This is a genomic window from Pectobacterium sp. F1-1 (genome assembly GCF_025643735.1).
Classification (GTDB): domain Bacteria; phylum Pseudomonadota; class Gammaproteobacteria; order Enterobacterales; family Enterobacteriaceae; genus Pectobacterium; species Pectobacterium colocasium.
The window spans coordinates 4532156-4550181 of the sequence record NZ_CP104733.1; the positions used below are offsets into that span (position 1 = coordinate 4532156).

The 18026-nt window shown below is 52.3% G+C and carries 13 protein-coding genes; 6 read left to right on the top strand and 7 right to left on the bottom strand.

The annotated features are described in order from the left end of the window. Nucleotides 1-22: 22 nt before the first annotated feature. A complete protein-coding gene (argC, locus tag NAL19_RS20365) occupies nt 23-1027 on the bottom strand; it encodes an N-acetyl-gamma-glutamyl-phosphate reductase (protein ID WP_225086169.1) in 1005 nt (334 codons plus the stop codon). Between the two features lie 202 nt (nt 1028-1229). Between argC and argE the strand changes: the two genes are divergently transcribed. Then, nucleotides 1230-2381 carry an acetylornithine deacetylase gene (argE, locus tag NAL19_RS20370; protein ID WP_263058283.1) on the top strand — a complete coding sequence of 384 codons (1152 nt, stop codon included), beginning with the start codon at nt 1230-1232 and terminating at the stop codon, nt 2379-2381. Nucleotides 2382-2435: 54 nt separating this feature from the next. Continuing rightward, nucleotides 2436-3149, top strand: a complete 714-nt coding sequence (locus NAL19_RS20375; RefSeq protein WP_263058284.1) for a GntR family transcriptional regulator — start codon at nt 2436-2438, stop codon at nt 3147-3149. Between the two features lie 9 nt (nt 3150-3158). Here NAL19_RS20375 and NAL19_RS20380 read toward each other — a convergent pair whose 3' ends face one another. Next, nucleotides 3159-4358 (bottom strand): starvation-sensing protein RspA, encoded by a 1200-nt coding sequence (locus tag NAL19_RS20380; protein ID WP_263058285.1) that lies wholly within the window; start codon nt 4356-4358, stop codon nt 3159-3161. A 326-nt stretch (nt 4359-4684) separates the two neighbouring features. Between NAL19_RS20380 and NAL19_RS20385 the strand changes: the two genes are divergently transcribed. Both NAL19_RS20385 and ppc read left to right on the top strand, forming a co-directional pair. Continuing rightward, a complete protein-coding gene (locus NAL19_RS20385) occupies nt 4685-6070 on the top strand; it encodes a PTS transporter subunit EIIC (RefSeq protein ID WP_263058286.1) in 1386 nt (461 codons plus the stop codon). Between the two features lie 243 nt (nt 6071-6313). Next, nucleotides 6314-8953: a phosphoenolpyruvate carboxylase gene (gene ppc / locus NAL19_RS20390; protein WP_263058287.1), complete on the top strand. Its 2640-nt coding sequence runs from the start codon at nt 6314-6316 to the stop codon at nt 8951-8953. Between the two features lie 130 nt (nt 8954-9083). Here ppc and NAL19_RS20395 read toward each other — a convergent pair whose 3' ends face one another. From NAL19_RS20395 to NAL19_RS20405, 3 genes are all read right to left on the bottom strand, one after another. Beyond that, nucleotides 9084-9866 carry a tyrosine-protein phosphatase gene (locus NAL19_RS20395; protein ID WP_263058288.1) on the bottom strand — a complete coding sequence of 261 codons (783 nt, stop codon included), beginning with the start codon at nt 9864-9866 and terminating at the stop codon, nt 9084-9086. A 149-nt stretch (nt 9867-10015) separates the two neighbouring features. Further along, a complete protein-coding gene (gene udp / locus NAL19_RS20400; RefSeq protein WP_010283777.1) occupies nt 10016-10786 on the bottom strand; it encodes a uridine phosphorylase in 771 nt (256 codons plus the stop codon). 452 nt (nt 10787-11238) lie between these two features. Further along, nucleotides 11239-11832: a hypothetical protein gene (locus tag NAL19_RS20405; protein ID WP_263058289.1), complete on the bottom strand. Its 594-nt coding sequence runs from the start codon at nt 11830-11832 to the stop codon at nt 11239-11241. Nucleotides 11833-11919: 87 nt separating this feature from the next. Between NAL19_RS20405 and NAL19_RS20410 the strand changes: the two genes are divergently transcribed. Both NAL19_RS20410 and NAL19_RS20415 read left to right on the top strand, forming a co-directional pair. Further along, a complete protein-coding gene (locus tag NAL19_RS20410) occupies nt 11920-12597 on the top strand; it encodes a helix-turn-helix transcriptional regulator (RefSeq protein WP_225086177.1) in 678 nt (225 codons plus the stop codon). 67 nt (nt 12598-12664) lie between these two features. Continuing rightward, a complete protein-coding gene (locus tag NAL19_RS20415) occupies nt 12665-13492 on the top strand; it encodes a dienelactone hydrolase family protein (RefSeq protein WP_263058290.1) in 828 nt (275 codons plus the stop codon). A gap of 95 nt (nt 13493-13587) precedes the next feature. Here the strand turns inward: NAL19_RS20415 and NAL19_RS20420 are convergent, their stop codons facing one another. Continuing rightward, entirely contained in the window at nt 13588-15249 is a 1662-nt protein-coding gene (locus NAL19_RS20420) for a methyl-accepting chemotaxis protein (RefSeq protein WP_225086181.1), read from the bottom strand. A 690-nt stretch (nt 15250-15939) separates the two neighbouring features. After that, the gene (locus NAL19_RS20425) at nt 15940-17562 is read right to left on the bottom strand and encodes a methyl-accepting chemotaxis protein (RefSeq protein WP_263058291.1); all 1623 of its coding nucleotides are present in this window, start codon (nt 17560-17562) and stop codon (nt 15940-15942) included. Nucleotides 17563-18026: the final 464 nt, after the last annotated feature.

The window sequence follows — 18026 nt, forward strand, 5'->3', positions numbered from 1 at the left end:
GAAATGTCGGGACCAGTAATTGTTAAATTAACGATTGGGTTTCAGGGAAACCAAAACGAATGTTCATGCATTGCACAGCCTGCGCCGATGCGCCTTTCAGCAGGTTGTCTTCGGTGGCCACCGCGATCAAATGCTCACCATCCACGGAAAAACCGATATCGCAGAATGGCAGGCCGACAACGGATTTCAGCGCCGGAACGCCCTTATCATACAGGCGTACCAGCGGCTTATCGTGATAAGCGTTGTGATAGGCTTCAGCGACATCCTGCTGGGTGACGCCCGGTTGCAGACGACAGGTGATGGTTTCCAGAATGCCACGGGCGAAGTTGCCCAAATGCGGCGTGAAGATCACTGGCGTGCCGAGGTGCGTTGAAATTTCAGGTTCATGACGGTGATTGAAAATGCCGTACGGTTGCAGGCTCACTTCACAGAAGCTGCTGGTCAGAGACGCTTTCCGCCCTGCCCCGCTCACGCCGCTCACGGCATTAATGACCGGCCATTGGGCAGGGTTCAGCAGTTGTGCATCCAGCAGTGGTTTCAGCGCCAATTGCGCCGCCGTGGGATAACATCCCGGCACGGCAACCAGCTGTGCCTGCTTCACGCTTTCTGCACGCCATTCGGCCAGACCGTAAACGGCTTTTGCCAACCAGTCAGGATGCTGATGCTCAAAGCCATAGTAGCGACGATAAAATTCGGCATCCTGTACGCGGAACGCGCCGGACAAATCAAAAACAGTGCAGCCAGCCGCCAGGAAAACAGGGGCCAAATCGTGGCTGACTTTGTGGTCGGTCGCCAGAAAAACGACATCCACGCCTTTCGCGGCTTCTTCAGCATCGGTCAGCGGTTTTACCGGCATATCAATAATGCCCTTGAGCTGCGGATGTAAATCAGAAATCGATTTTCCTGCATCGACACTTTGCGCAGAAACCATCAAAGCGGTTATGTTCATCTGTGGGTGACGATTCAGGTAAAGCACAAGCTCAGCACCAGCATAACCACTTGCACCAACAATCAGCGTATTCAGCATGGGATCCGTATACCTTCTTACTTATCTATGGAACAGGTAACAGGGCTCACCAGCGTCGGTACGCAGTTCACCCGCGAAGCTCAGTGAAAGTGGCGAATCGCCATCGCCATACCTTTGGGTTTCCTTTCACCGCGCAATATTGTATTTTTATTCATAATAAATGCATGAATATTGATACTATCCTAACCAGAGGCTGTCAACAGTGAAGATGAATTTACCCCCTTTTATTGAGCTATATCGGGCATTAATCGCGACACCGTCCATCAGTGCCACCGACAGCGCGCTCGATCAAAGTAATCAGGCGTTAATCAACCTGCTGGCAGGCTGGTTCGGCGATCTCGGCTTCCATGTTGAAGTCCAGCCGGTTCCCGGCACCCTCAATAAATTTAATATGCTGGCACGAATTGGTGAAGGAAAAGGCGGTTTATTGTTGGCAGGGCATACCGACACCGTGCCGTTCGACGATGGCCGCTGGACGCGCGATCCTTTCACGCTAACCGAGCACGACAATAAGCTGTACGGTCTGGGTACGGCGGATATGAAAGGGTTCTTTGCCTTTATTCTGGATGCGTTACGCGATATCGATCCAACCAAGCTGACAAAGCCACTCTATATTTTGGCGACAGCGGATGAAGAAACGACGATGGCCGGCGCCAAATATTTCTCCGAATCTACGCAGATTCGCCCGGACTGCGCCATCATCGGCGAACCGACCTCGTTGCAGCCAGTGCGGGCGCACAAAGGCCATATGTCCAACGCGATCCGTATTCAGGGACAGTCCGGCCATTCCAGCGATCCTTCACGCGGCGTGAATGCGATTGAGCTGATGCATGAGGCAATTTCCCACCTGCTGGTGCTGCGCAACACCCTACAGGAACGCTATCACAACCCGATTTTCCACATTCCTCACCCCACCATGAATCTCGGCCACATTCACGGTGGCGATGCTGCGAACCGTATCTGCGGCTGCTGTGAACTGCATATGGATATTCGTCCGCTGCCGGGCATTACGCTTAACGATCTAAACGGACTGCTGTCAGAAGCGCTTGAGCCTGTCAGTCAGCGCTGGCCGGGTAGGCTGACCATCAGCGAGCTGCATCCGCCCATTCCCGGTTATGAGTGCCCGCCCGATCACCGTCTGGTGTCGGTCGTAGAGAATCTGCTGGGGACGAAAACGGAAATCGTGAACTACTGCACCGAAGCCCCGTTTATTCAGACGCTGTGCCCGACGCTGGTTCTGGGGCCAGGATCAATCGAACAGGCGCACCAGCCGGATGAATATATTGATACCAAGTTTATCAAGCCGACGCGGGAGCTGATTTCTCAGGTGATTCATCACTTCTGCCACCACTGATCCGATGAAAGCGACTTTGTCAGCGATGCTGGCAAAGCCATTTTGAGACAGATAATGAAAAAGAAAGATTTCATCGCACAGGATTTACTGAGCAAAATCTATCAGCACACCGACCCATTGCCGGAAAAACTGCCGCCGGAACGTCAACTGGCGGAAGAATACGGCGTGTCGCGCTTTACCATCCGCCAGGCACTGGAAAAGCTCGCCAGCATCGGCGCGATCCATATGGTGCAGGGTTCGGGTAACTTCATTAATCAGGGCGTACGCAGCAACCCGCTGGTGTATAACTCGATTACCGAAAAGAAATTTAATCAGATTTCATTCCGTCTGCTCAGCCTGCACAAGCGCCTGCCCAATCGGGAAGAGCAACAGGTCTTTGCGATCGGCGACAGTGAATTTATCTGGGAATTCAGCCGATTACGCTACGTTGATAACCGCAAGGTGCAGATTGAGATATCGAAAATGCCCGCCGCAGATTTCCCGGACATGAGCCAGAAGATTATTGAAAGCTCTATTCAGCAGTATGTGCTCAGCAAGGGCTATGCGATTTCACACTACCTGACACATTATCAGGCAGTTAACGTCACTAAAGCACAGGCTGAGCTGCTGGGCTGTAAGAAAGGCACAGCGGCGATGCACATTCTTAATCGCGGTATTTTACAGGGTGGTCGCGTGTACGAATCGAGCGATATCATCGACATTAACTACGCCTGCACTTACGTCATCCCCTTCAACCGCGATAACCTGAATTTCCGCCAGTCGCCGTAAATAGTTCACTCAGGGCGTATGCATCGTGCCATCCGGCAGGCGGCTCTGCGTCCATTCATGCGGACGATAGACGACGGGGAACTGCTGCGCCGCATCCAGATCGATACCGACACCAATACCCGGGCGCTCAATCGGATACAGATAGCCCTTCTCCGGCTCCACCGCTTGCGGGAAGACCTTGCGGGTATTTTCCGGGTAAGCGACAAATTCCTGAATCGCGGCGTTATGCAAGTGGATATTCAGGTGAATGTTGACCGCCGCTCCGATCGGCGTCATATCCGGCGGACAGTGCCACGCGAGACGAACGCCAAAGTTCTGACAGAACGCGCCCAGTTTCAGCGCTGGCGTAATCCCGCCAATCTGCGAGACATGGCAGCGAATGAAATCAACCTGTCGATTAATCACCAAGCTCTGCCACTCGGCGGGGTTATTAAACAGCTCTCCAGTCGCCAGCGGCACTGCGCTCTGGCTGCGGATCTGCGCCAGCCACTCATTTTGCGCGGGCGGTAAGATATCTTCGATAAAATAGGGGCGATAGGCTTCTACCGCTTTGGCGAACTGCACGGCCTGATTCGGGAACAGGCGCTCATGAACATCATGCAGGATGTGGAAACGATCGCCGTATTTCTCGCGCAGCGCACGGAACATGGCGAGCGTGTTGGCCATGTACTGATCCTGATCGTAATAGGCTCCCTCCGTCGGTTGCCGCGTGCTGTGCAGCGCATCGGGATTACCGCCATAGAATCCTAGCTGGCAGCGGATATGACGATAGCCCTGCGCATACAGCCGATCCACTTCCTGATACAGCCCGTCCAGCGTATCGCTGGCAGCATGGCTGTAAGCGGCAATCGCATCGCGGGATTTCCCACCAAACAGGTGATAAAGCGGCATATCCGCCAGCTTGCCTTTGATATCCCACAGCGCCATATCGACGCCCGCCACCGCATTGTTGATAACCGGCCCGTTACGCCAATAAGCGTTGACCATCATCATGTGCCACAGATCTTCAATGTGGTTAGCATCTCGTCCTAGCAGCAGCGGTTTGAGGTACTCGTCCACCATCGCTTTGACGGCCAATGGGCGCTGCTGGAAGGTCGCACAGCCATATCCCGTAACGCCTTTATCCGTGTAAACCACCACCGTCACCAAATTATGACGGTCAGGGCGGGTAACGAGACATTCAATGTCAGTAATGATTGTCGGCAACACAAAAATATCCTCCAGTGCATTTCCGGAATAGCCATTCCCGGAAAAAACACAGTCTAAAAATCAATTTCTTTTTTGTTTTCTACTTATTTTTTCTTTTATTGTAAACCTCTTAATTAAAAGAATTATTTTGGTTTGAAAAACACGTTAAATTGATAAAAAAACCAGACCAATTTAGAGAAAACAACAACAAACACCCCTTTAAAAATTAACCATGTGACGAAAATCATGTTTTATTGGTTTGTTTTTTAATTTTTTTTAAATTTTACTATCTGCGGAAATAAGTCAGCCAAAAACAACATAAGGCTATGCAGCGGAGAATTTATTCCATGGGAAAAAATGACGTTATTCAGTCAATCATTAAATTGGTCGGCGGAAGCGAAAATATTAATAAAGCCTGGCACTGCATGACGCGGTTGCGGTTTGATTTAATTGACGAAAATAAAGTGCAAACGGACGCTATCAGGAACCTGCCAGGTATATTAGGTGCCCAACACCAGAGTGAGCAATTCCAGATTATTATCGGGCCGCAGGTCAACGAGTATTACGAACTGCTGAGCGCCCAGCTTTCCACCACCGCGACGTCCCCTACAACAACGCAGCCCGATGCGCAGAAAGCGAAAAAAGGGCTGGTCTCACTGTTTATGGATACCGTTTCCGGCGTGTTCGGCCCGATCGTCCCTGCGATTGCAGGAGCCGGGATGATCAAAGGGCTGCTGGCTGGATTGATCGCCTTGAAAGTGGTCTCTGCCAAAACCGATACCGTGATCGTCCTCGATCTGATCGCCAGCGGTGTGTTCTATTTCTTACCTTTCTTCCTCGCCATCTCCGCAGCCAGGATATTTAAAACAAGCGAATATCTGGCAGCGGCTGTTGCAGCCTGCCTGATGTACCCGTCGTTGATAGAAGCGGCGAAGGCACTAGCCAGCAATAGCCCTAATGCGGTCAGCGCCTTTTACTTCATCGGTGTGCTACCCATTCCAGTGTTCAACTATGCTGCCAGCGTCATCCCGGTGATTTTCTCCGTGCTGGCACTGAGCTATATCCATCGTTGGGTCGACCGCATCATGCCTTCGGTGCTGAAAACCGTGTTTACCCCAACGCTGACGCTGTTTATCGCCGCACTGGTGTCGCTCACCGTTATCGGGCCATTCGGGATCTACCTCGGTAAACTGCTGGCACTGTTTATTCAGAGCCTGTTCGATGTGTCATCTATCTTTGCTGGTTTCGTGGTCGGTGCGATTCGGCCTGTCGCTATCCTGACTGGCATGCATCACGCGATGACGCCTATTGCACTGCAAAATTTCAGCAATCAGGGCTTTGATATGCTGATGCCGATGATGTGCATGGCGAATATGGCGATTGCAGGCGCAACGTTCGCCATCTACTTCCATGCCAAAACCCGTCAGGACAAATCTGTCGTGCTGTCTGCTGGGGTTTCCGCGCTGCTCGGTATTACCGAACCTGCACTCTTCGGCGTCCTGACCAAGTATAAAAAAGCATTTATCTCCGCGACTATTGCCAGCTCCATCGCCTCGGCCTTTATCGCGTACTTCGGTGTCCGGCTGTATGGCTACATCTTGTCGAGTATTTTCAGCCTGCCAGCCTATATCGGCCCGTACTTTAGCTACGCCGTTTCCGGCATGGCCATCGCCATCGTGCTGTCCTTCACACTGACTTATATTCTGGTTGTCAGAGCCTCCAAACAGTCGTAACCGCACTCGCGGGGCCGTTGCGCCCCGCCCTCTTTCCTCTCTGATTAGTTAGTCTAATATCCGCGCCGCTGTAATTAAATTTCACAAATTGCCAAGCCCGCCTCAATGCAAGTACAAAGAATAAGGAGAAGAAAGAATCGTCAATTGACGAACCCGCCTTATCGTGGCTAGATGGAGGCAGTGCGTCAAAATATGTCAAGTGAAATAAACTTACAAAAATGGTAGGGGTGGGTCAGGGTAACTATGAACGAACAATATTCCGCAATGCGCAGTAACGTCAGTATGCTCGGCAAACTGCTCGGCGATACCATCAAGGAAGCACTGGGTGAGAACATCCTTGATAAAGTCGAAACAATCCGCAAGTTGTCAAAATCTTCCCGCGCAGGTAATGAAAAACATCGTCAGGAGTTGCTGACCACACTGCAAAACCTGTCTAACGATGAACTGTTGCCGGTTGCACGCGCATTCAGCCAGTTCCTTAACCTGACCAATACCGCCGAGCAATACCATACCATTTCACCGCATGGTGAAGCGGCGAGTAACCCGGCACTGCTTTCCAACGCCTTTGAGCGCCTGAAGGAAAGCAACGATCTGACCGAACGCGATATCCGCGATGCCGTGGAGTCGCTGTCGATCGAACTGGTGTTGACCGCACACCCAACCGAAATTACCCGCCGGACGTTGATCCACAAGCTGGTGGAAGTGAATACCTGTCTCAAGCAACTCGACCATAACGATCTGGCGGATTATGAACGTAACCAGATCATGCGTCGTCTGCGCCAGTTGATCGCGCAGTCCTGGCATACCGATGAGATCCGTAAAATTCGTCCTACCCCGGTAGATGAAGCCAAATGGGGCTTCGCCGTGGTGGAAAACAGCCTGTGGGAAGGCGTACCCGCGTTTTTACGCGAGCTGGATGAACAGCTGGAACAGGCTTTCGGCTACCGTTTGCCCGTTGACGCCGTTCCGGTGCGCTTTACCTCCTGGATGGGCGGCGACCGTGACGGTAACCCAAACGTTACGGCAGAAGTGACTCGCCATGTTCTGCTACTCAGCCGCTGGAAAGCCGCCGATCTGTTCCTGCGTGATATTCAGGTGCTGGTTTCCGAGCTGTCGATGTCCGAATGTACGCCGGAGCTGTTGGAACTGGCTGGTGGCAGCGAGGTACAGGAACCGTACCGCGCCATCATGAAATCACTGCGTTCACAGTTGAGCAGTACGCTGAACTATCTGGAAGCGCGCCTGACGGGCGAAGAACATCTGCCCCCCAAAGATCTGCTGATTACCAACGAGCAGCTTTGGGAACCGCTCCACGCCTGCTACCAGTCACTGAAAACCTGCGGCATGGGCATCATCGCCGACGGTCGCCTGCTGGATACGCTGCGTCGCGTGCGCTGCTTCGGCGTGCCTTTGGTGCGCATCGATGTTCGTCAGGAAAGCACACGCCACACCGAAGCGGTGGCTGAGATTACCCGTTATCTGGGTCTGGGCGACTACGAAAGCTGGTCAGAGTCCGACAAGCAAGCCTTCCTGATTCGTGAACTTAGCTCCAAGCGCCCGCTCCTGCCACGCTACTGGGAACCGAGTGCGGATACCAAAGAAGTGCTGGATACCTGTCGGGTCATCGCCAAAGCGCCGCAGGGTTCCATCGCCGCTTACGTTATTTCAATGGCGCGCACGCCTTCCGACGTGCTGGCCGTTCATCTGCTGCTCAAAGAGGCAGGCTGTCCGTTCGCCCTGCCGGTCGCGCCGCTGTTTGAAACGCTGGACGACCTGAACAACGCCGATGATGTCATGACCCAACTGCTAAGCATCGACTGGTATCGTGGCTTTATTCAGGGCAAACAGATGGTCATGATCGGCTATTCCGACTCCGCGAAAGACGCGGGCGTAATGGCAGCCTCCTGGGCGCAGTACCGTGCACAGGACGCGCTGATCAAAACCTGTGAGAAAGCCGGTATCGCACTGACGCTGTTCCACGGACGCGGCGGTTCCATCGGTCGCGGTGGCGCACCGGCTCATGCCGCTCTGCTGTCACAACCGCCGGGCAGCCTGAAAGGCGGCCTGCGCGTGACAGAACAAGGCGAGATGATCCGCTTTAAATACGGCCTGCCGGAAGTCACCATCAGCAGCCTCGCGCTTTATACCGGCGCCATTCTGGAAGCGAACCTGTTGCCGCCGCCGGAACCAAAACAGGAATGGCACGAGGTGATGGACGACCTTTCTCGTGTGTCCTGCGAGATGTACCGTGGCTACGTGCGTGAGAACCCGGATTTCGTCCCTTACTTCCGCGCCGCCACGCCAGAACTGGAGCTGGGCAAACTGCCGCTGGGTTCACGTCCGGCCAAGCGTCGTCCGAACGGCGGCGTGGAAAGCTTGCGCGCTATCCCGTGGATTTTTGCCTGGACGCAGAACCGCCTGATGCTGCCAGCGTGGCTGGGTGCGGGTGCCGCATTGCAGAAAGTGGTGGATGACGGTAAGCAGGAACAGTTGGAAGCCATGTGCCGCGACTGGCCGTTCTTCTCGACGCGTATCGGCATGCTGGAGATGGTGTTCGCCAAAGCCGACCTGTGGCTGGCGGAGTATTACGATCAGCGTCTGGTAGAAGAGAAACTGTGGCCGTTAGGGAAACAGCTGCGCGATCAGTTAGCCGCCGACATCAACATCGTGCTGGCGATCTCTAACGACGATCACCTGATGGCGGATCTGCCGTGGATCGCCGAGTCGATCGCCCTGCGTAACGTCTATACCGACCCCCTGAACGTGTTGCAGGCCGAGTTGCTGCATCGTTCGCGTCAGCAGGAAAAACCGGATGCCGATCTGGAGCTGGCGCTGATGGTCACCATCGCCGGTGTCGCGGCAGGTATGCGTAATACGGGTTAATCACCCCAGTAGCAAAGCAACACAGCAGCAAGGACTAAATCAGAGGCCGGTCAGATGACCGGCCTTTTTTGCTGAAAAAATCAGTCAGCGGTAATGATGGAGTCGATTCACCAATAAGGTGAAGAAAACCTTACGCCAGATATTTATCCTGCAAATAGTTCCGCGCACGATTATCCAGGCCGTATTCCACCTCCAGCCAGCTATCGATCGAACCGTGTCGTTCGTAAATAGCCTGCAACGCCGTCACAATGAACTCTTCCTGCACCGACAGCACATAAGAGAACTGTCCCAACGCTTTCTCATTCAGCGTTGCCGACAAATGCGTCAGCAGTTGCTGGCGGAATGGCGTCAGCGTCGTTTCCGTCAGCAGGTAATCTTCCATCACCGTCTGTTCATCCGCACCCAGCGCAAACATCACCAGCGCCGAGCCGATACCCGTACGATCTTTACCCACCGCACAGTGCTGTACCAGCCCGCCCTCACCCGGCTGTAATAGCAGCGACACCAGCTGTTTATAGGCTGAATTATTGAAAGGTAAACGGCGATAAAGCTCCAGCATAAACGCCCGGGAATCAAACGCCGCCAGCACATCAGACCCCAGCGAGTCCAGGTTGGCCGTCACTTCATGGCGCAATGGGTTGGCAGGGTAAGCGTGATAGGTCGCACCTGCCCACAATACATCGGGCTTTTGCGCAATTTCATCGGCATCCCGATAATCCACCACGTGGGAAATAGGCACGCCCGCAAGATGTTCACAGTCTGCCTGACTCAGCAGATCCAGTGAGCCAGAGCGAAAAAGTTTGCCATGTCGGATAAGCCGCCCATCAGCAGCGCGGTTGCCGCCTAAATCGCGGAAGTTGATTCCGCCGTCCAGCGGTAATAAAGAGGGATGAAGCAACGTTGGTTCGGTCATACATCTCCTTGCGAGGTTGAAAGGCGAGCAAGGCAACCGTATTACACACGTAGAGCATGTCGCAGGTTAACCCAATAAACCAGAACAAGTTATTAGAATAAGGGCTGGCCTCTGCGATGACCAGCCCAAAATATCATCAATTTTTTCGCTTATTCAGCCGCTAACAACCGACGTGTCGCATCCAGCAGCACCTTAATCACGGTGGTTTCGGCCAGCTTCATGGTCGCCGCATCAGGGATTTCCTGCTGGGTACGGTTCACGATCACGCCCGCGATCATGCCCGCTTTTAACCCCTGACTGGCGCACATGGTCAGCAACGTGGCAGATTCCATTTCATAGTTCAGCACCCCCATGCTCTGCCACTCTTCCATCGAACCGCGGAAGCGACGTACAACGCGGCCAGAGAAGGTGTCATAGCGTTCCTGACCAGGGTAGAACGTATCGGAAGACGCCGTGATGCCGACGTGCAACGCCGCACCCGAAGCTTTTGCCGCTTCCACCAGCGCGGTGGTACAGCCAAAATCCGCAACGGCCGGGAATTCCATCGGTGCGAAGTGCAGGCTTGCCCCGTCAAGACGGACGGCTGCGGTGGTCACCAACACATCACCGACGTTGATGCCGGACTGAATCGCCCCGGTGGTGCCCACACGCAGGAAAGTACGAATGCCAAGCTGGGCCAATTCTTCTACCGCGATTGACGTTGATGGACCGCCAATACCCGTCGAGCAAACAATAACGGCCTTGCCGTCCAGCTCCGCACGCCAGGACGTAAACTCACGGTGCGATGCCAGATGTACCGGGTTGTCCATCAGACGAGCAATTTTTTCTACACGCTCAGGATCGCCGGGTACGATAGCCAGCGTCGCGCCCTGTAAATCGTTCTTGACCAAACCAAGATGGAACACATCAGATGTAGACATAACTGCCTCCCGGGCAATCAATTGGGTATTCAGAGAAATCATGCCGGACGCCCCGTAAACGCGCTCTGTAAGCGTAACGCTGTTCACTTAAGACTGGATTGACTCGCCCAGTTCCTGTGTTCGCCCTGACGGGTTGCCACAAGTGGCATTTAAAATGCGCTTGCATTTTATAGGGGGAAACACGGTGATGAGGATCCCGCAGGGATACCTCGCACCGTGGTAGCCCCCGGTATCTTGATGCTTAAACGATCGGCATTAGTCCATAAGCGTCCGTTCAATAAAAAGACTCTAGCGCACCATGACGTTTTTTTAAGTGACGAGAGTCACCGATGAAAAAGAAACAAACATAAACATACATAAAATATGTGATGAAAATCACTATTTATCAGGTGAGGTATTCATGTTTGCCGATGAATCGTCTTCTAGTGTAGATTCTTTAGCCTTATCGGTTATCACAACGAACCAAACTCGATACTCTCTGGCTCAATCATTTCCAGAAAGGCATGACATACCGCTTGCCCCTGCCACGATGCGCAAATGGCTTCTGCGCACGGTTGATTGTCGGCAAAGGCAAGATCAATAAAGACGCCATTATCCAGACTAACCAAATACTGACCTTTCCAGCCAGGCTGAAGTGAAAGGTGGCGTTCTATCATCTGATTATAAGCCTGGCGCATGTCACTCTCCTGAATACCCTGCTTGAGACGAAATCGCCCTATTTCGATACCGCCTCTGCTCGTGACTGACGGTGCGTCCAGCATGTGGACGGTGTAGTCCCCCATGCTGTGCAACGCGCTGACAGAAGATCTGAAACAGGAAAATTCAGGTTGGCTTTCAACCGCTTTTGCCGCAGCCCGTGCGGCTTCAAGACTATTCCACACCACAAGATCGACACGCTCAGCGGAAATATCGATGCCTGAAAATGCGATCCAATCGATAAACCCAGGGAAATGCTTTAGCAGACGTTGTGCCGATAAGCGCGCTGAATCGGCCTCTTGCTGGGTTTTTACCGTGTAAGTGACTATTTCGTAACATGGGGTAGCCATGATGAACTCCGTTATCAGGATGATATGAAGTCTGAATCGTATTACACCACCCTGACAGAACTTGTCAGGGTGGTGTAATCTCTTCTCATGAAAACGATCCGACTACTCTCTTTACTTGACCATCTTCGCGGCCGTGTACACCCAGTATCAGCGGAAATATTAGCTCAAGCGTTGAATGTATCAGTCAGAACGATCTACAGGGATATGGCGGCACTACAAACCATCGGCGCCCCTATTCGCGGTGAATCGGGACTCGGTTACCTACTTGAAAAAGACTACTTCCTTCCTCCACTGAACTTTGATCCAGATGAACTGGACGCCATTATGCTGGGAATGCGGCTGATAGGTGCACGAGGCGATGACATGCTTTCCGCAGCGGCCAGCCGGGTTTCAGCAAAAATCAGCGCGGTGATTGGCGCCAAAAAAGCAGAGACCTATAAGCTGCTGCCTCTCAGAGCCGTTTCTCGACATACCGAGGAAAATGAGAGAGCCATAAACCATCTGGCTTTTCTTCGTCTGGCCATTCGTAACAAGCTCCAACTGCGTATTACCTATGTTGATCTGCAAGGAAGAGAAAGCGATAGAATCGCCCGTCCTCTTGGTTTAACCCTGTTTGATGCCGTATGGTTACTCACGATATGGTGTGAAACTCGCTCAGACTTTCGTAATCTAAGGGTAGATAACATCACTTCAGTGGCGGAGACCGACCTATACTTCAGGCCAGAGAAAGGAAAACGCTTCGAAGACTATCTCAGCACGCTGTAGGCACATCTCAACGTGCTGTAGGCACAATGCTGCTAGCAACGATTCATCGATAACAGGAGAGCGCGTAATGAAGACTGATGAACAGACGACCTTCAAACATCTTCCTCAGGGGCTATCCCCGGCAGTGGAACCGCAGACCTCCTCCATCATTACCACGGATTCTGTAGGTATTATTGCCAGTGAAACCACCATTTCTTCTCAGGGTGAGCAGCTCCCCGCGTATATCGCCAGACCGGCGAACCATGACAAGCCGCTCCCTATCGTGCTGGTGGTGCAGGAGATTTTCGGCGTTCATCAGCACATTCAGGACGTTTGCCGCAGGCTGGCCAAACAGGGCTATATGGCCATTGCGCCAGAGCTGTATTTCCGTCAGGGCGACCCCAGCCACTATAACGACATTAAGCGGATCCTGGCCGAGCTGGTTTGTAAGGTGCCTGATACGCAGGTGCTGTCCGATCTCGATCACACCGCCAACTGGGCGATTAAACAGGGCGGCGATGCCAGTAAGCTGGCGATCACCGGTTTCTGTTGGGGCGGACGCATCACCTGGCTCTACGCTGCGCACAACCCGCAGCTCAAGGCGGCGGTTGCCTGGTACGGTAAGTTTACGGGTGGAAAAACGCTGAATAGCCCCAAACATCCGGTCGATATTGCAACGGACCTGGGAGCCCCTGTGCTGGGGTTATATGGCGCAAAGGACGAAGGGATTCCGTTGTCACAGGTTGATACGATGCGGCAGGCGCTACGCGCTGCCAATGCGGCGGCAGATATCATCGTCTACCCCGATGCCGGTCATGCTTTTCATGCCGATTATCGCCCCAGCTACCATGAAGAATCTGCACAAGACGGCTGGCAGCGTATGCTGGCGTGGTTCCAGCAAAACGGTGTGGCGTAACGTCATCACACCGTTTTCGTGCTTATCTACGCTCTAAAACGCCACCGGACATAGGTGGCGTTGGTGTTTTACCTAACCGCGTGACAAAAGCAGCCTTAGAACGTCGTCCAGTCGCCGTTATTTCCCTTGTCTTTCGCTGCCGCTGGCGCTAAAGACAGCGTTGGCGTGCGCGTTGGTGCCGGTGCATAAGAAGCGGTTTTGCCGCTGCCATAAGACAGAAGCTTAAACGCGCTCACCGCTTCCGCCAGAACGGAGGCCTGCGCTTGCAGAGACAGCGCTGCAGAGGCCGATTCTTCGACCAGAGCCGCGTTCTGCTGGGTCGTGGTATCAATCTGTCCAACGGCCAGATTCATCTGGTTAATCCCGTCGCTCTGTTCACGGCTGGCCTGCGAGATTTCACTGATGATCTCATTCACATCCCGCACATAGCCCGTTAGCCCGCCCATGGTTTCTTCGGCAGTATCCACCAGCGACATGCCTTCCTGAATTTTGCTCACGGAGTCGTCGATCAAATCCTTGATCTCCCGCGCGGCGGTCGCACTGCGCTGTGCCAAAGAACGTACTTCCCCTGCTACCACCGCAAAACCGCGACCTTGCTCGCCCGCACGTGCAGCTTCAACCGCCGCGTTCAGTGCCAGAATATTAGTCTGGAAGGCAATGCCGTCAATCACACCAATGATCTCCGCCATACGCTGAGATGAATCGCGAATGCCGCGCATTTTCTGCGTCACCGAAATCATCACGTCGCCGCTTTGCTTCGCCGCACCGGAGGCTTTATTGGCGATTTCCGTCGCCTGCTGGGTGTTCTCCGCCGTGTTTTTAATGGTAGAGGTAAGCTGTTCCATCGACGCTGCGGTTTCTTCCAGCGAGCTGGCCTGTTCTTCCGTGCGCGCTGACAGATCCTGATTACCTGCGGCGATTTGCGAGGCTGCCGTCGAGATGGTTTCCGCACCGTCACGCACCTGTCCGACAATCGTGCTCAAGCTGGTGTTCATGTGATCCAACGATTGCAGCAGCAATCCGGTTTCATCTTTGCTGGTAACAGTGATACGTGAGGTCAGGTCGCCCTGTGCCACTCTGTCTGCCACTTGCAAAGCCTGCTGTATCGGTCGGGTTACGCTGCGCGTAATTGACCAGGCAATCAATGCCCCGAATACGGCACCCAGCGCCAAAATGAGCAGCAGAATAATACGAGTCTCGCGGTATACCTCAGCCATATCTTCAACGGAGGCTCCCATTGCATCATCCTGATAGTTAACCAGTTGCCTTACCGCATCACGGTACTGGCGCTGGATGACATTCAGGTTATTGTTGAACTCCTCAATTGCCGCATCCCGATTACCCGCCACCACATCGCTAACAATTTTGTCGCCGGATTTCAAAAATTCGGTACGAATCCCGCGGATAAGACGTAACTGAGCGACCGAACGTTCTTCAACGGTCTGGCTTTCTAGCTTATCTAATAGGCGACCGATCTCCTGGCGGAATTCATTCACACGAGTAACATTTGCCTTGATTTGATCTGCACCTGAAACCAGCATTAGCCGCTGATATGCCACCAGAATGCTGTTCACATTATCGATAAGGCTATTAGAATCAACAGTCTGAGGGTAAACGTCTTTCACGATACTTCTGGCACTATCCTGAAAACCAGATAGCTTAGACAAGGAAAAAATACTCACGACAAACAGCATCAAAATCAGGATGGCAAATCCGGCTCCCAGTCGATAGCCAATACGCCAGTTCGCTAAATTCATGTCTCACTCCTTTAAGGTAATGCATAGCAAGGTCAATTGCGCACATGTCGCAGATTGATGGAACCACAGGGCGGAGAATGGTTGGCGATCCGAAGGAAAAAACCTTCTGACGCGACAGAGATACCTTAAGGCAGGCATTTTTTACGCATGCTCTGAGCAGCATGAGAAGCGCTATCAAAAATCAAATAGTTTCCCTCGGGTGTTGAGGTGCAAAAGTGGAAATAAATCGAACAATGCTACAAATACAACTGATAAGACCGCAGAGACGTGATTGAAGTGATAAATCGTGGTCTTCCCTCTCCGGACTCATGCAGCCATAACCGCTCCTGTGTTATCTATTTTTATCGGCAAGGCGTTTCTGAACTTTACGAATTGATCGTTTAAATCATTCAAAAACATATAATAAATAGACAGCAACTATCAAAAGTCAAGTTTCGATCGGAAAAATCACAGTTTAATCAACCAATAATTAACATAAGTAACGCCTCAATTACATAAAAGGATAGTCAGACATGTCTGATATTAAAAATAAAGAGATGGGAATATTTCTTAGTAAAGAATAACCAGCTGAATAAGAAGAGAAAAAATCATATTTGCTCTATACAGCGTAGAGAACGAATTAGGGGAGTATATTGCTCCCCTGCTGAAATAGGTGCGGTACAGCAACACGACCAAACGCTAGCCGTAAATTTACTCTTTGCTTGCCAGCGCCAGAGACAGCGTTGGCGTGCTCATCGGCACATAAGAGCCGTAACCGCCGCTGTTATACGACTGTATTTTAAACGCGCTCACCGCGTCTGCCAGAACAGAGGCCTGTGCTTGCAGAGACAGCGCTGCGGAGGCAGATTCTTCTACCAAAGCCGCGTTCTGCTGAGTCGTGGTGTCAATCTGTCCAATCGCCAGATTCATCTGGTTAATCCCGTCGCTCTGTTCACGGCTGGCCTGCGAGATCTCGCTGATAATGTCGTGTACGTCCTTCACGTGGGCCGTCAATCCGCCCATGGTTTCTTCAGCAGTATCGACAAGATCCATTCCTTCGCGAATTTTGCTCACCGAGTCGTCGATCAAATCCTTGATCTCCCGTGCTGCGGTCGCACTGCGCTGTGCCAATGAACGGACTTCTCCCGCCACCACCGCAAAGCCGCGTCCCTGTTCGCCCGCCCGCGCCGCTTCAACCGCCGCGTTCAGCGCCAGAATATTGGTCTGGAAAGCAATGCCGTCAATCACACCGATGATTTCCGCCATACGCTGGGACGAATCGCGAATACCGCGCATTTTCTGCGTCACGGAAAGCATGACATCGCCACTTTGTTTTGCCGCACCAGTCGCCTTATTAGCAATCTCTGTCGCCTGCAGGGTGTTCTCCGCCGTGTTTTTAATAGTGGATGCCAGTTGCTCCATGGAGGCTGCCGTTTCCTCCAGCGAACTCGCCTGTTCTTCCGTGCGCGATGACAGATCCTGATTGCCCGCCGTGATTTGTGACGCCGCCGTCGAGATAGTTTCCGCCCCATCACGTACCTGGCCGACAATCATGCTCAGGCTGGTGTTCATACGATCCAACGATTGCAGCAGCAATCCGGTTTCATCCTTGGTGGTCACCGTAATACGTGAAGTCAGGTCGCCCTGTGCCACGCGATCGGCCACTTGCAATGCCTGCTCTATTGGGCGGGTTACGCTACGCGTAATCGCCCAGGCAATCAGCGCTCCAGATACGGCACCCAGCGCCAAAATAAGCAGCAAAATCATACGAGTGCTGTTATACACCTCAGCCATGGTCTCGACAGAGTTATCCATCGCCTCATTTTGGTAATTCACCAGTTGCTTCACCGCGTCACGGTAATTGCGCTGAATCACGTTCAGGGTGTTATTGAATTCCGCGATGGCGACATCGTTGTTGCCCGCCTGCGCATCACTGATAATTTTATCGCCGGATTTGATGAACTCGGCACGAAACCCGCGGACAACCCCCACCTGCTTGCGAGCCTGTTCTCCTGAAGCATTCCTTTCCAGATTATCAAGCAGACGGCTAATCTCCTTGCGGTACGCCATAATCCGATCGACATACCCCTGACGCTGTTCCTGACCGGATACCAGCATCATCTGCAAATAAGCGACGAAGTGCCCATTCACATTATCGATGAGGTCATTCGCATCTACCGTTTGTGGGTAAACGTCTTTGACAATATCTCTGGCGCCATCCTGAAAGCCGGACAGTTTAGACAGAGAAAAAATACTCACGGCAAACAACATCAGAATTAAGATAGCAAACCCGCTTCCTAATCGATAACCAATACGCCAATTCGCTAAATTCACATCTCACTCCTTTTAGGTAATACCTAATAATGACTACTGCGCACGGTTATCGTCTAATAACCTCGCAGAGTGGGGGAAATAATCGTTTTCGGGGAAATAAATATGCTTCATGGGTATAATAAATATACCCACAAGAGGGTAATTGCAGATGCATTTTCAACATCAGTAAAACGTTAGAAAATACAAAAAACCTCCCTCTACTTGTACGCCTGAGCCGCCTCCATGCCTTTTACCTTATCGGCATAAGACTGCTGAGCTTTATGACAGCGTTGCTTAAATGCTTTGAGGAATAGATATATCGATGACCGATGAATATTAAACTTCGGAAAATAACCGACCAGTCGATGCAGAAAAAAACGCGGAATAGCGAGACAATTTTATTAAAGGAAAGACAATATAGTTAATTCTCGGGAAGGCAGACAATATGCCGAGAGAAATAATAAAAATTGAGAAGCAGGGGAAAT

What these genes read in the sequence shown, in the direction of transcription:
- argC (WP_225086169.1), bottom strand. Translation starts at nt 1,027, where the DNA reads ATGCTGAATACGCTGATTGTTGGTGCAAGTGGTTATGCTGGTGCTGAG.
- NAL19_RS20395 (WP_263058288.1), bottom strand. Translation starts at nt 9,866, where the DNA reads ATGACCGAACCAACGTTGCTTCATCCCTCTTTATTACCGCTGGACGGC.
- NAL19_RS20415 (WP_263058290.1), top strand. Translation starts at nt 12,665, where the DNA reads ATGAAGACTGATGAACAGACGACCTTCAAACATCTTCCTCAGGGGCTA.
- NAL19_RS20405 (WP_263058289.1), bottom strand. Translation starts at nt 11,832, where the DNA reads ATGGCTACCCCATGTTACGAAATAGTCACTTACACGGTAAAAACCCAG.
- NAL19_RS20420 (WP_225086181.1), bottom strand. Translation starts at nt 15,249, where the DNA reads ATGAATTTAGCGAACTGGCGTATTGGCTATCGACTGGGAGCCGGATTT.
- NAL19_RS20385 (WP_263058286.1), top strand. Translation starts at nt 4,685, where the DNA reads ATGGGAAAAAATGACGTTATTCAGTCAATCATTAAATTGGTCGGCGGA.
- udp (WP_010283777.1), bottom strand. Translation starts at nt 10,786, where the DNA reads ATGTCTACATCTGATGTGTTCCATCTTGGTTTGGTCAAGAACGATTTA.
- NAL19_RS20410 (WP_225086177.1), top strand. Translation starts at nt 11,920, where the DNA reads ATGAAAACGATCCGACTACTCTCTTTACTTGACCATCTTCGCGGCCGT.
- ppc (WP_263058287.1), top strand. Translation starts at nt 6,314, where the DNA reads ATGAACGAACAATATTCCGCAATGCGCAGTAACGTCAGTATGCTCGGC.
- NAL19_RS20375 (WP_263058284.1), top strand. Translation starts at nt 2,436, where the DNA reads ATGAAAAAGAAAGATTTCATCGCACAGGATTTACTGAGCAAAATCTAT.